The 11962-nt window shown below is 68.2% G+C and carries 9 protein-coding genes and 1 tRNA gene; 7 read left to right on the plus strand and 3 right to left on the minus strand.

Annotation, left to right across the window (positions count from 1 at the left end):
- The first annotated feature begins 11 nt into the window (after positions 1 to 11).
- Positions 12 to 1802: a serine/threonine protein kinase gene (locus E8A74_RS20120; RefSeq protein WP_136930659.1), complete on the plus strand. Its 1791-nt coding sequence runs from the start codon at positions 12 to 14 to the stop codon at positions 1800 to 1802.
- Here the strand turns inward: E8A74_RS20120 and E8A74_RS20125 are convergent.
- From E8A74_RS20125 to E8A74_RS20135, 3 genes are all read right to left on the minus strand, one after another.
- Positions 1778 to 2548, minus strand: a complete 771-nt coding sequence (locus E8A74_RS20125; RefSeq protein ID WP_136930660.1) for a hypothetical protein — start codon at positions 2546 to 2548, stop codon at positions 1778 to 1780. The genes E8A74_RS20120 and E8A74_RS20125 overlap by 25 nt on opposite strands.
- On the minus strand, positions 2526 to 3248 hold the full coding sequence (infC, locus tag E8A74_RS20130; protein ID WP_136930661.1) for a translation initiation factor IF-3: 723 nt from the start codon (positions 3246 to 3248) through the stop codon (positions 2526 to 2528). The genes E8A74_RS20125 and infC overlap by 23 nt, the downstream gene beginning before the upstream one ends.
- 525 nt (positions 3249 to 3773) lie before the next feature.
- Positions 3774 to 3845, minus strand: a tRNA-Val gene (locus tag E8A74_RS20135).
- A 285-nt stretch (positions 3846 to 4130) separates the two neighbouring features.
- On the opposite strand from E8A74_RS20135, the gene yajC reads away from it, so the two are divergent.
- From yajC to E8A74_RS20165, 6 genes are all read left to right on the plus strand, one after another.
- Positions 4131 to 4559: a preprotein translocase subunit YajC gene (gene yajC / locus E8A74_RS20140; protein WP_232379664.1), complete on the plus strand. Its 429-nt coding sequence runs from the start codon at positions 4131 to 4133 to the stop codon at positions 4557 to 4559.
- Between the two features lie 55 nt (positions 4560 to 4614).
- Positions 4615 to 6762: a protein translocase subunit SecD gene (secD, locus tag E8A74_RS20145; RefSeq protein WP_136930662.1), complete on the plus strand. Its 2148-nt coding sequence runs from the start codon at positions 4615 to 4617 to the stop codon at positions 6760 to 6762.
- A gap of 10 nt (positions 6763 to 6772) precedes the next feature.
- Entirely contained in the window at positions 6773 to 8029 is a 1257-nt protein-coding gene (gene secF / locus E8A74_RS20150; protein WP_136930663.1) for a protein translocase subunit SecF, read from the plus strand.
- A 107-nt stretch (positions 8030 to 8136) separates the two neighbouring features.
- Complete coding sequence (gene recJ / locus E8A74_RS20155; protein WP_232379665.1) at positions 8137 to 9951, plus strand: single-stranded-DNA-specific exonuclease RecJ; 1815 nt, start codon at positions 8137 to 8139, stop codon at positions 9949 to 9951.
- An 11-nt stretch (positions 9952 to 9962) separates the two neighbouring features.
- Positions 9963 to 10742 (plus strand): ABC transporter ATP-binding protein, encoded by a 780-nt coding sequence (locus E8A74_RS20160; RefSeq protein ID WP_136930664.1) that lies wholly within the window; start codon positions 9963 to 9965, stop codon positions 10740 to 10742.
- Between the two features lie 90 nt (positions 10743 to 10832).
- The gene (locus E8A74_RS20165; protein WP_136930665.1) at positions 10833 to 11957 is read left to right on the plus strand and encodes an MlaD family protein; all 1125 of its coding nucleotides are present in this window, start codon (positions 10833 to 10835) and stop codon (positions 11955 to 11957) included.
- The last annotated feature ends 5 nt before the right edge of the window (positions 11958 to 11962 follow it).

Genomic DNA, 11962 nt, shown 5'->3' on the forward strand with positions numbered 1-11962 from the left:
CTCGTTCTGGCATGAAGCAGGGGCATCAGCAGCAGCGGTACCGCGTCCTCGATCGGCTCGCGTCCGGCGGCATGGCCGAGGTGTTCCTCGCGGAGAGCGCGGGGATCGAGGGATTCAAGAAGCGGGTGGCGATCAAGCGCGTCTTGCCCCACCTCTCCGAGAAGAAGCGCTTCATCGCGATGTTCCTCGACGAGGCGCGCCTCTCGGCGAACCTCACGCATTCGAATGTCGCCCAGGTATTCGACATCGGCGTCGGCGATAACGCGTACTTCATCGTGATGGAGTACGTCGACGGCTCGGACCTGAAGGCCGTCATCGAATACATCCGCAAGATGAAGCGGCCCTTCCCGGTGGAGGTCGCCGTCTACATCGCCGAGAAGATCTGCGACGGCCTCGCCTACGCGCACGAGGCGAAAAACCCCGAGGGCCAGCCGCTCCGCATCGTGCACCGCGACGTCTCGCCCGCGAACGTGCTCCTCACGAAATACGGCGAGATCAAGATCGTCGATTTCGGGCTCGCGAAAGCGACGAGCCAGCTCGAGAAGAGCGAGCCCGGCATCGTGAAAGGAAAGTTCGGCTACCTCTCGCCCGAGGTGACCCAAGGGCTCGAAGTCGACGTGCGCACGGACGTGTTCGCGGTGGGGATCATCCTGTGGGAGATCCTCGCGCAAAAGCGGTTGTTTCAGGGCGAAAACGATCTGCAGACCGTGTTGCTGGTCCGCGAGGCCGTCGTGCCGCCGCTCGCGCCGCTCAACAAGGACGTGCCGCCGGAGCTCGAGACGATCATCAACCGCGCGCTCGCCCGTGAGCCGGAGAAGCGCTACCAGAGCGCGCGTGATCTCGGCCGCGCCCTGAACGGCTTTTTGTTCAAGTTGGGCAAGCCCGTCGGCGCGCACGACGTCGCCGAGCTCGTGAGCGGGGTCGTGGCGCTGCGGAAAACCACGGCGCAGGAAAAAGACACGACGCTGCACAAGCTGATCGAGGCCGCGCTGCTCGAGTTCAACTCGCTGCAAGACGAGCCGCGGCCCGGCGCGCCGCGGGAGAAGTCGAAGCCCGAGATTGCCGCGCCGCCGCCGCCCGAGGAGCGGCCGCGCGGGCGGGTGTCGCACTTCGAGGACATCGGCAAATGGGCCGAGGAAATGGATCTCGCGCCGCTGAGCAGTGAGGCGCGCTCGGGGCGGTCCGAGCCCGCGCCCGTGAGGAGCGAGCGCGGCCCGGAGAGCAAGCCAGTCCCGAGCAAGCCAGCCGGGGGCAACGTCGCCGAGAGCAAGCCAGCCGAGGGCAACGTCGCGGAGAACAACGTCGCCGAGAGCAAGGCGGCCGAGAGCCTTCCCACCGAGAGCCTGCCGGCCGAGACGGTCAAGGCGACGCCGCAGGCAAAGGCCGACGAGAGCGCGCCGATCGAGAGCCTACCGGCCGAGACGGTCAAGGCGACGCCACAAGCGAAGGCGGACGAGGGCGCGGTCGTCAGCGAGCCGGCCGAGACGGTCAAGGCGACGCCGCAAGCAAAGGCAGAGGAAGGCGAGGTCGAGAGCGCGCCGGTCGCGACGAGGATGCCGTCGCCCACGAAGGTCAAGGACGCCGCGGGCAAAAGCGGCAAGGCCGTGAAGGCGGTCGCGAAGGGGAAGAAGCGCGCGGACGCGAAGCTCAGCCAGGAGAGCACGGCCGCGGTCGCGAAGAAAAAGAGCCTCGCGAAGCCCGCCGAGGCCGCCGGTGGCAGCAACGTGATGTGGCTCTACGTCGCCGCCGCGATCCTGCTGCTCGCGGCCAGCGCGTACTACGGCGGGTTGTTCGGGCCCTGAGCGCGCTTGGCCGGGCCGCGGGTCTTCGGCCGCGTGTGGCCCGGAGTCTGGGCGCCTTGCAGGCGGATCGGCGGGACCTCGACGGCCACGCTCATCCGCTGATCGCCGCGCCAGACCTCACCCGTGATCACTTTCGCGTCGTGCCGGAGCGCGCCCGCGACCACGCCGACGACAACGCCGACCGAGGTCGCCGGCGCGCCGCCGATGCGCGTGAGCACATCGCCGTCACGTAGCCCCGCGCCGAAGCCACCGACGCCCTGAAGCGCGAGCCCCGCGGGCCTCGGTCCACGCGCGGGGACGGGCACGCCCGAGGGGACGACGCCGCTCTGCACCGCCCGCGCAACGATCTCGGCGCGCACATGAATGCCGCCGCGCAGCGCAGGGGATCGCGCGGACGAACCTCTCCGTGCCGGATCATGTGTCTCGCGCGGCGGCGCGGCGGGCGTTTGCAATACGTCGAGCCCGGGTACGTGCGGGAGGTCGAGGCCGAGATCGAGGGAGGCGGGGTCGTGCGCGCGGTCGTCGTGTTCGTCGGCGTGTCGCCAGGCGAACGCGCGATCGAGAGCATCGGCGAGCTGCGCGCCGAGGGAAGAGGCGCCGCGATCGATGAGCGCGCGTGTGGCGAAAGGGAGGGTTACGAGCGGAAGGACGATCAGGAGCGCGGCGAGCAAGCGAACGAGGTTCGTTCGCTGCTCGCCGCGGACGTGCGAAGAGGAGAGCTGTTCAGCTCTCTTCCTCGTCGTCATCCTCGTCATCGTCCTCTTCTTCGTCGAGCTGCTCCTCGAGCTTGCGGAGCGCCTCGTCCTGCTCGTTGAAGGCCGGCGCGGTGCGGCCCTCCTGGATGGCCTTCTGCCGCGCCTTCTCGGCGGCGGCGCGGGCCTGCGCGACCTTCTGCATGACGGCGGGCTTGGGCGCGATGAGCAGCGTCATCGTGCGTTGCTCCATCGCGGGTCGCACCTCGACGTTCGCGAGCTCCTCGCACTGCTGCACGATCCAGTCGAGCTGTTCCTGCGCCTTCTCCGGGTGCGTGATCTCGCGGCCGCGGAAGCGCACGGTGAACTTGACCTTGTGACCGGCCTCGATGAAGCGGAGCGCCGCGCGCGACTTGAACGCGAGGTCGTGATCGTCCGTCTTCGGGCGGAGCTTGATCTCCTTGATCTCGACCACGCTCTGCTTGCGCTTCGCCTCGCGTGCCTTCTTCTTCTCGTCGTACTTGTACTTGCCGAAGTCGAGGATCTTGCAGACGGGCGGGTCGGCCTTGGGATTGACCTCCACCAGATCGAGGCCTCGCTCCTGGGCGCGCCGCAGGGCCTCGTGGGTCGGCATGATGCCGAGCATCTCGCCCTCTTCCCCGATGACCCGGATCTCCGGAACCCGGATTCGCTGGTTGATTCGGATCTGCGGTCCTCGCTGGGCCTGCCGAGGGTCGAAGCGTCGCATGCTCATGTGTGGTCTCGCTGTCTCCTTGCTTGTGATCTACTGACAATCCGCGGTCGGCCCCGTTCGCCCGTCGGGATGACGGGAGCAGGGCCTCCACAATCTCGCCCGGATGGTCCGCGTTATCAACGGGCGCAAGCTGCCTCCGCGCCCGAAGTCACGCCCGGCGCTCGTTCTCCGCCGGCGGAGGCCGGTCGGGAGGCCGCTCGCGCGGGCTTCCCGAGGACGATGGCCCGGAGACGCTGGGGCGCGGCGGTCCGATGCCTCACGCCGCGCGTGGTGTTCTCCGGGTGCGTTCCGCGGGCTACGTGTTCTCCACGCGCGGGAACCGCGGGCGTCGCGTGCACGACGGAGACCCCGTGCACAATGCGCGCCGCTCGCCCGGCGTGCATCACGCACACCACGTGTGCAGCCGTTCGGACGATCCGGACGTCATCGACGTCCTTGCTGACCCCAAAGGTCCTCACGAGGACGGGCAGGCGGCATCCGCCATGAGGCGGGAACCTGCAGAAAGGTCCTCGTAACGAAACTTTGTAGGCGCGGCCGGGTTCGAACCGGCGACCCCTACCGTGTCAAGGTAGTGCTCTACCACTGAGCTACGCGCCTGTACTGCTTCCTCCGCCGCCCGCCGATGTGCGGTGCGTCGAGGGAGGCGCATCGGTACCAAGCCCCTTCGAGTTGGTCAAGAAAAAAAACGAAACCGGGGGTGCTGAGGAGGGGACCCGGGACGGTCGGGGCCGGGAGGCACGGGAAGGGGGAGACCATTTGTTCCAGGGTCTCCGGCCGTTCCTTGCATGAAACCGCGATCGTGGGTATGGACGGCCGCTTTCCGAATGATCGGGGGCTCGCATTCGGGGAGCCAAGCTTCGTCCCCGTGGAGGTTACCGCCTCGTGACCACGCTGTTTTTGTCTCAGCCGACCACCGTCTCTCCGGGCCAAGGCGCCCCGCCCGCGCCCGCCCCTGCCCAGCCTTCCCAGGGCGCTCCCGCGCAGTCCCCCGAGGGCGGCGGCGGCGGAGGGCAGCCCTTCGGCGGGATGACGATCCTCTTCTTCCTGCTGCCGCTGCTCTTCGTGTTTCTGATGACGCGGAGCCAGTCGAAGAAGCAGAAGGATCTCGAGGCCGCCTTGAAGCCCGGGGACAAGGTCGTCACCCAGGCAGGGCTCATCGGGAAGCTCATCGAGGTCGGCGACAGGACGGTCAAGCTGGAGATCGCGCCCGGCGTGAACGTGCAGGTCCTGAAGGGGGCCATCCAGGGCGTCGACGGCGAGCCGAAGCCCGCGGCCGAGGCGAAGGACAAGGCGCAGGAAAAGAAAGCGTAGCGCGCGCGCTTCGGCTAAGAAGGGCTCGCGACCGCCCCCCCGAGTCGACCCTCCCATGATCTACAACATCCTCCAGTACGCATTCGCTGGCCTCGGCGCGCTGTCCCTCGGGCTCGGCGCGTGGCAGAGGTCGAAGCGCGGCGTCTTCATCATGTCGGCGATCGCCTCGTTCTGCACCGCGATCGCCGCGCACTACCACGTGTTCTGGGCGACCGCGACCTTCGGGCTCTGCGTCCCGTGGGCCCTGTTCTGCGCGCTGAACACGATCGATCTCTCGTGGCGCGTCAAGGCAGGGTTCGTCCTGTTCCTCGCGCTCGGATCGTGGCTCGCCATCTACCCGACGTACTCGGACGAGCGGTACGGCCGCATCGATCGGTCGGGGCTCGGGCCCGAGGAGCGCGCGAAGGTCGAAGAGGACGCGCGCGTGGGCAACCGCGGCGTGCGCGAGTGGCTGCTCTCGAACATCGAGTTCCGCCTCGTGCGCGGCCTCGATCTGAAGGGCGGTCTGCGGCTCGTCTACACGGTCGACGTCGACGAGGCGATCAAGGACAAGCGCGATCGGTACTACGACGAGCTGCGCCAGACGCTCGCGCGCTCCTACGGGATCGTCGGGGCGGAGCAGCAGGCGTCGATCGAGGACCTGAAGAAGCTCACCGGCAAAGCGCGCGTCGAGAAGTCGCGCGACCACGTCGGCACGCTCTTCATCCACTTCGAGGATGCGGCGGACGCGGACAAGGTGAACGACGAGTTCATGCGTCCGTTCCAGGAGATGCAGCGGCAGTTCTCGTCGGATCGGAAGCGGGTCACGTTGCGGATCAAGGGCGACGTCGAGAGCCAGATTCGCGACAAGGCCGTGGCCCAGGCGAAGGAGACGGTGCTCCGCCGCGTCGACAGCATGGGCCTCAAGGAGGCCGGCGTCACCACGCGCGACGAGGACATCATCATCGAGATCCCGGGCGACAACGATCAGACGTTCGCCGAGATCCGCGACATCGTCAGCCGTACGGCGCGCCTCGAGTTCAAGCTGCTCGACGACGAGGTGAACTACTTCGAGGCCGAGGTCCGCAACCCGAAGAACAAGGAAGTGAAGGGCCTGCGCTTCCAGCAGGAGCAGGTCTCGGTCGGCCCCGGCAAGCAGAAGGTCAACTACTACGCGGTCCTCGAGCACATGGAGGGCGAGGACATGCGCCAGGCGCTCGAGCGCCTGCGGGAGTGGGCCGCGACGCTCTCGGTGCCGGACGATCACGAGATCGGCTTCGGCAAGTACCAGGCCTACAACGAGGAGAAGGACCTCGTCGAGGACGTCGGCTGGAGGACCTACTACCTCTTCAGCAAGGCCGAGATCACCGGCGACATGGTGAGCGACGCGCAGGCGATGCCCGATCCGAGTGATCGCGGCCTCGGCGGCTGGCTCGTGCAGATGAAGATGACGAGCGTCGGTGGTGATCGCTTCGAGGACATCACCGAGAAGAACGTGAAGCGTCGCTTCGCGATCATCCTCGACCAGAAGGTCGAGAGCGCGCCGGTCATCCAGACGAAGATCCCGGGCGGCGTCGCGACGATCACGATGGGATCGGCGAACGTCGATCAGCAGGTGACCGACGCGCGCAACCTCGAGCTCGTGCTGCGCTCGGGCGCGCTGCCCGCGCCGATCTCGCCCTCGAACGAGCAGCGCATCGGCCCCTCGCTCGGTCAGGACGCGATCGTGCAGGGCGCGAAGGGCGGCCTCGCCGGCGTCGTCCTCGTGCTCCTGTTCATGCAGATTTACTACAGCCGCGCGGGCGCGATCGCGAACCTCGCCGTGCTCTTCAACATGGTGCTCCAGGTGGCGATCCTCGCGATGTTCGGCGCGTCGATGACGCTGCCCGGGATCGCGGGCCTCGTGCTCACCGTCGGCATCGCGGTCGACGCGAACGTGCTCATCAACGAGCGCATCCGCGAGGAGCTGCGGCAGGGCAAGAGCCCGCGGGCGGCGGTGGACGTGGGCTACGACAAGGCCTTCAGCGCCATCCTCGACGGCCACGTGACCACGCTGATCTCGGGCCTCATCCTGGCGCAGTACGGCTCGGGTCCCATCAAGGGCTTTGCTGTGACGCTCATCGTGGGCATCGCGGTCAGCCTGTTCACCGGCGTCGTTTGCACCCGGCTCATGTTCGATTGGGCAGTGCGGGCTCGCAAGGTCAAGAAGCTCTACCTCGGCTGAGGCGCAGCACATGGAATTCATCAAGCCTGGGCGACAGTTCGATTTCATGGGCAAGCGCTGGCTCTTCATCGGCCTCAGCGCGCTGCTCCTGCTCGCCTCGATCGTCACGTTCTTCAAGCCGGGCCCCCACCTCGGCACGGATTTCAAGGGCGGCACGGAGCTCGAGGTCGCCTTCCTCAAGGCGACGGAGGCGGGCGACGTTCGCGCGGCCGTCGAGTCACTCGGCTTCGAGGCGCCGGACGTCATCCGCGTGAAGGACAGCGGGGCCGAGGACACGCACCGCTACCTGATCCGCGTGCAAGAGGTCAGCGCCCTCGGCGAGGACCAGAAAGAGGCGATCCGGCAGAAGCTCTGCTCCCTGCCCGAGGGCACGGCGCCGAGCGCGGACTTCGAGGCGCGCTGCCCTGCGAACGTGCGCGCCAGCGAGGTCAAGTTCAGCCCCGGCGGCGACAAGGTCACGATGCGCTACGAGGTCGAGCCCGACCTCGCGGCCATCCGCGCCCAGCTCACGGGCATCCCGGGCGTGGAGCTGCGCACGGGCGAGAACAACCCCGTCGTGGTGAGCGCGCGTGACCACAAGGTCGAGGCGCAGCTCAAGTCGCGCGGCGATCAGCTCCTCGACGGCCTGCGCAACAAGCTCGGCGCCGACCGCGTGCCCGAGCGCGCGCTGCGCGTCGAGTGGATCGGCCCCAAGGCGGGCGCGCAGCTCCGCGACGCGGCCATCAAGAGCATCGCGATCGCGATCGTGTTCATCATGGCCTACATCGCGTTCCGGTTCGATCTCCGGTTCGCGCCCGGCGGCATCCTCGCGCTCGTCCACGACGTCGGCATCGCGCTCGGGGCCATGATCATCACGCACCGCGAGATCACGCTCTCCACGGTCGCCGCGATGCTGACCATCGTCGGGTACTCGATCACGGACACGGTCGTCGTCTACGACCGTATCCGCGAGAACCTGACGAAGCACCGGAACATGTCGTTCTCGTCGATCATCAACCTGTCGATCTCCGAGATGCTCGGCCGGACGATCATCACCTCCGGCGTGACGTCGCTCTCGATGGTGTGCTTCCTCGTGTGGGGCACCGGCGTCATCAAGGATTTCGCCTTCGCCCTGCTCATCGGCATCCTGGTCGGCACGTACTCGTCGATCTACGTCGCCGCGCCGTTCACCGAGTGGATCGACCGCAGGTTCTTCGGCGGCCAGGCGACGGCGCAGAAGAAGGTCACCCGCACGAAGGCCGTCAAGCGCGCCGACGCAGTGGTCTAGACCTCGCTCTTCCCCGCCAAGCAAGACGCCCCGCGGTGTGCTTCACCGCGGGGCGTTTCGTTTTTCCAGGAACCAGCCGCGCCAAACGCAGAGGTTTTCCGACCGGCATGGACTCTGGACGGGGGCTGCGCTACGCGTGGATCTCACGGATGCTGAGCGACGCCGCGTGGACACAGGCGACGGATTCCCAGGCGCGTGGCCTCCTCCTTCCGGTCGCCGCGGCAAACTTGGCGCGCGAAGACGCGATCCGTGATCCGGGCGAGGCCTCTGTCGAGGCGCTGGAGCTCTCGCGGGCGCTCGGGCTCTCGATCACGGTCGCCGACGCCTTGTTCCGCGCGGGGCGCCGCGCCGACCCCGAGACGCGTCTTTTCCTCGATCCGCGCCTCGCCCACCTCACGCCGCCCGACGCGATGGCGGATCGCGAGCTCAGCGCCGATCGCCTCGCGCGAGCGATCCGCGCCCGCGAGAAAGTCGCCGTCTTCGGCGACTACGACTGCGACGGGATCACGTCGTGCGCGATCGTGACCGAGGTGCTCCGCGCGCTCGGCGGTGACGTCGTGCCGCTGCTCGCGACGCGCAAGGACGGGAGCTACGGCTTCAACGCGAAGGCGCTCGAGCGCGTGCGGCAGACGGGCGCGACGCTGCTCGTCACGTGCGACTGCGGATCGAGTGATCACGAGCGGCTCGCAACGGCGCGGAGCTACGGCATCGAGACGCTCGTGATCGATCATCACCTCGTGCCCGCGGAGCCCTTGCCTGCGCTCGCGTTCTTGAACCCGCATCGGCCCGAGTGCGGCTTTCCATTCAAGGGGCTCGCGTCGTGCGGGCTCGCGCTCTCGCTCGGCGCGGCGGTGCGGCGGGCGCTCGGCGCGAACCTCGACATGCGGCAGTGGCTCGATCTCGTGGCGATCGGGACCGTGGCCGACGTGGCGCCGCTCGTCGGCGACAACCGCGCGCTCGTGCGGGCCGGGCTCGCGGTGCTCGGCCAAGGCGCGCGGCCGGGCCTGCGGGCCTTGGCCGAGCTCGCGCGGCTGGATCTCGGCCAAGGCGTGAGCGCGGACGACATCGCGTTCCGCGTCGCGCCGCGCCTCAACGCGCCGGGCAGGCTCGACGATCCGGATCTCTCGCTCGCGCTCCTGCTCGAACGCGACAGCACGCGCGCGGCCGGGATCGCGGCGATGATCGAGCAGCTCACGGCGCAGCGGCGCGCGATCCAGGAGGAGATGATCGGGCAGGCCCTGCGCGAGATCGAGGCGAACGGCTGGGCGAAGGAGCCGGCCATTTTGCTCGCGCGCCAGGGGTGGCACCCGGGGATCGTGGGGATCGTGGCGGGGCGTGTGGCGTCGAAGTTCGGAAAGCCTACGATCGTCGTGGCACTCGACGGCGCGGCGGGGCGCGGATCGGTGCGCGGGCCGGCGGGGTTTCCGCTCCACGACGCGCTCGTGCTCTCGCGTGCTGGGCTCGTCGGGTTCGGCGGGCATCAGGCTGCGGCGGGCGTCGAGGTGCGGGCGGATCGGGTCGAGGCGCTGCGCGTGCTCTGGTGCGACGCGGCGGTCGCGCTTGGCGCGCTGAACCTGGGCCCGCTCGAAGGGGAAGCGGACGTGCGCCTCGACGACCGCGACGAGCCAGCCGTGGTGGCGCGAGATTTCGAGCGGCTGGAGCCTTGCGGGCAGGGCAACCGGGCGCCGCGGGTGCTCGTGCGTGGGGCGCCCGTGCGCGTGTCGCGCGTGATCAAGGGCCACCTCAAGCTGGAGATCTCGCTCAGGCGGCACGTGATCGGCGCGTTCGGGTACGAGCTCGGGGCCCTTTCGAGTGGCCTGTCGGGCGGGCGCGTGGACATCGTGGGCCGGCTCCGGCGCGACACGTTCCGGGGTGGCAGCGCGGTCGAGATCCGCATCGATCGCGTGGAGCGAACGAGCTAAGAAGGATGACCGTGAGCGAGCCGATCATCCGGTTCCGCGATGTGCGCAAGGCGTTCGGCCCGAAGGTCATCTACCGGGGCTTGAACCTCGAGGTGTTTCCCGGCGAGACGCTCACCGTCATCGGCGGCTCGGGCGTGGGCAAGAGCGTGATGCTGAAGCTCTTGATCCGCCTGCTCGAAGCCGATGGCGGCGCGATCACGTTCCACGGCGAGGACATCACGCAGATGAAGGAGGCGAAGGCGCGCCTCATTCGCCGTCGGATCGCGATGCTCTTCCAGGGCGCCGCGCTCTTCGACTCGATCTCGGTGGGCGAGAACGTCGCGTATGGGCTGCACGAGCACTACCGCGACGAGATGACCGAGACGCAGATCGCCGAGCGCGTCGACTGGGCGCTCTCGCTCGTGGGGCTGCCGGGCATCGAGGCGATGCGCCCCTCGGATCTCTCGGGTGGCATGAAGAAGCGCGTCGGGCTCGCGCGGGCGATCGCGGTGCAGCCCGAGGTTTTGCTCTACGACGAACCGACGACCGGGCTCGATCCGATCAACACCGAGCGCATCAACCACCTGATCCGTGGGCTCAAGAAGGCGCTCGACGTGACGAGCATCGTGGTCACGCACGACATGAAGAGCGCGTTCACGATTTCCGACCGCATGGCCATGGTGCAGGCGGGCGAGATCATCCTCTCGGGGCGGGTCGACGAGTTCCAGCAGTCCAGCGATCCGCGCGTGAAGAACTTCATCAACGGCATCGCCCCGGTCAACGAGGACGTCGAGACGCTCCTCCGTGCGTGACGAGCGGGGCTTCTTCGCGCAATATGCGGGGGGTGTGGGTGTGCAGCTTGGCGATGCCAAGCGTAGCCCCCACCGCCGAACAGGGTGCAGATGAACAGGTCGCGCGACGTCAAGGTCGGGCTCTTCGTGCTGGCGGGGCTGCTCTTCTCCGCGCTGGTGATCTTCTTGATCGGCGATGAGCGGCGCTTCTTCAGCTCGTCGGTGAAGTTCACGACGACGTTCTCGGACGTGCAGGGCCTCAAGCCCGGCGCGCCGGTGCGCATGGGCGGCATCGACATCGGCAACGTCAAGAAGGTCGGCTACCGGCCGGGCCAGGCGGAGGCCCTCGTGTACGTCGAGCTCGACGTCGTGAAGGCCGAGGCCGAGCGCATCCGCAAGGACAGCATCGCGCGTGTCGCTGCGAAGGGCCTGCTCGGCGACAAGATGATCGAGATCTCGAAGGGCAAATCGCCGGAGGCTGTCCCGCCCGGCGGCGAGATCCTGAGCGAGGAGCCCACGGATCTGATGGGCATCGCGCAGGGCATGACGTCGAAGGCCGACGCGGCGCTCGGCAACATCTCGAAGATGAGCGAGAGCCTCGCGGACGAACGCTTGCACCAGGATCTGCGCGGCAGCGTGTCGTCGATGAACAAGCTGCTCAAGGACGTGGCCGAGGGCGATGGCTACCCGAGGAAGTTCCTGACGGACAAAGAGGAAGCCGAGCGCATCTCGCGCACGCTGCAGAACATCGATCGGGCGAGCGCGGAGCTCGCGCTCACGCTGGCCGAGGTGCGCGGCGTGGTGACGCGCGTGAAGGCGGGGCCCGGCTTCGCGCACGACATCATCTACGGCGACGGCCCGCAGAAGGAGATCGCGCAGTTCGGCGCGGCGGCGGGCGAGGTCGCGTCCACGCTCAAGGGCATCCGCGAGAGCGACAGCTTCGCGCACGACGTGCTCTACGGCGGCAAGGGCAACGGCGCCGAGGCCCTGGCGAACGTCACGGCGATGACCGCGGATCTGCGGGCGATCGTCGCCGACATGCGCAAGGGCAAGGGGACCGTGGGCGCGCTGCTCGTGGATCCCTCGATTTACGAGGACGTCAAAGCGATCGTCGGCAACGTGAGCCGCAACGACATCCTTCGCGCGCTCGTGCGTTACTCGATCAAGCACGACGAGAAGAAGCCGGGTGTCGACGTGGCGCCGGGCAAAGACGAGTCGGCGGCGCAGATCAAGTAACGAAG

It is taken from the genome of Polyangium fumosum, assembly GCF_005144585.1.
Lineage (GTDB): Bacteria > Myxococcota_A > Polyangia > Polyangiales > Polyangiaceae > Polyangium > Polyangium fumosum.

Excerpts from the sequence above, each read along its gene's own strand:
- E8A74_RS20120 (WP_136930659.1), top strand. The coding sequence starts at position 12 with ATGAAGCAGGGGCATCAGCAGCAGCGGTACCGCGTCCTCGATCGGCTC.
- E8A74_RS20125 (WP_136930660.1), bottom strand. The coding sequence starts at position 2,548 with ATGACGACGAGGAAGAGAGCTGAACAGCTCTCCTCTTCGCACGTCCGC.
- infC (WP_136930661.1), bottom strand. The coding sequence starts at position 3,248 with ATGAGCATGCGACGCTTCGACCCTCGGCAGGCCCAGCGAGGACCGCAG.
- secD (WP_136930662.1), top strand. The coding sequence starts at position 4,615 with ATGATCTACAACATCCTCCAGTACGCATTCGCTGGCCTCGGCGCGCTG.
- secF (WP_136930663.1), top strand. The coding sequence starts at position 6,773 with ATGGAATTCATCAAGCCTGGGCGACAGTTCGATTTCATGGGCAAGCGC.
- recJ (WP_232379665.1), top strand. The coding sequence starts at position 8,137 with ATGGACTCTGGACGGGGGCTGCGCTACGCGTGGATCTCACGGATGCTG.
- E8A74_RS20165 (WP_136930665.1), top strand. The coding sequence starts at position 10,833 with ATGAACAGGTCGCGCGACGTCAAGGTCGGGCTCTTCGTGCTGGCGGGG.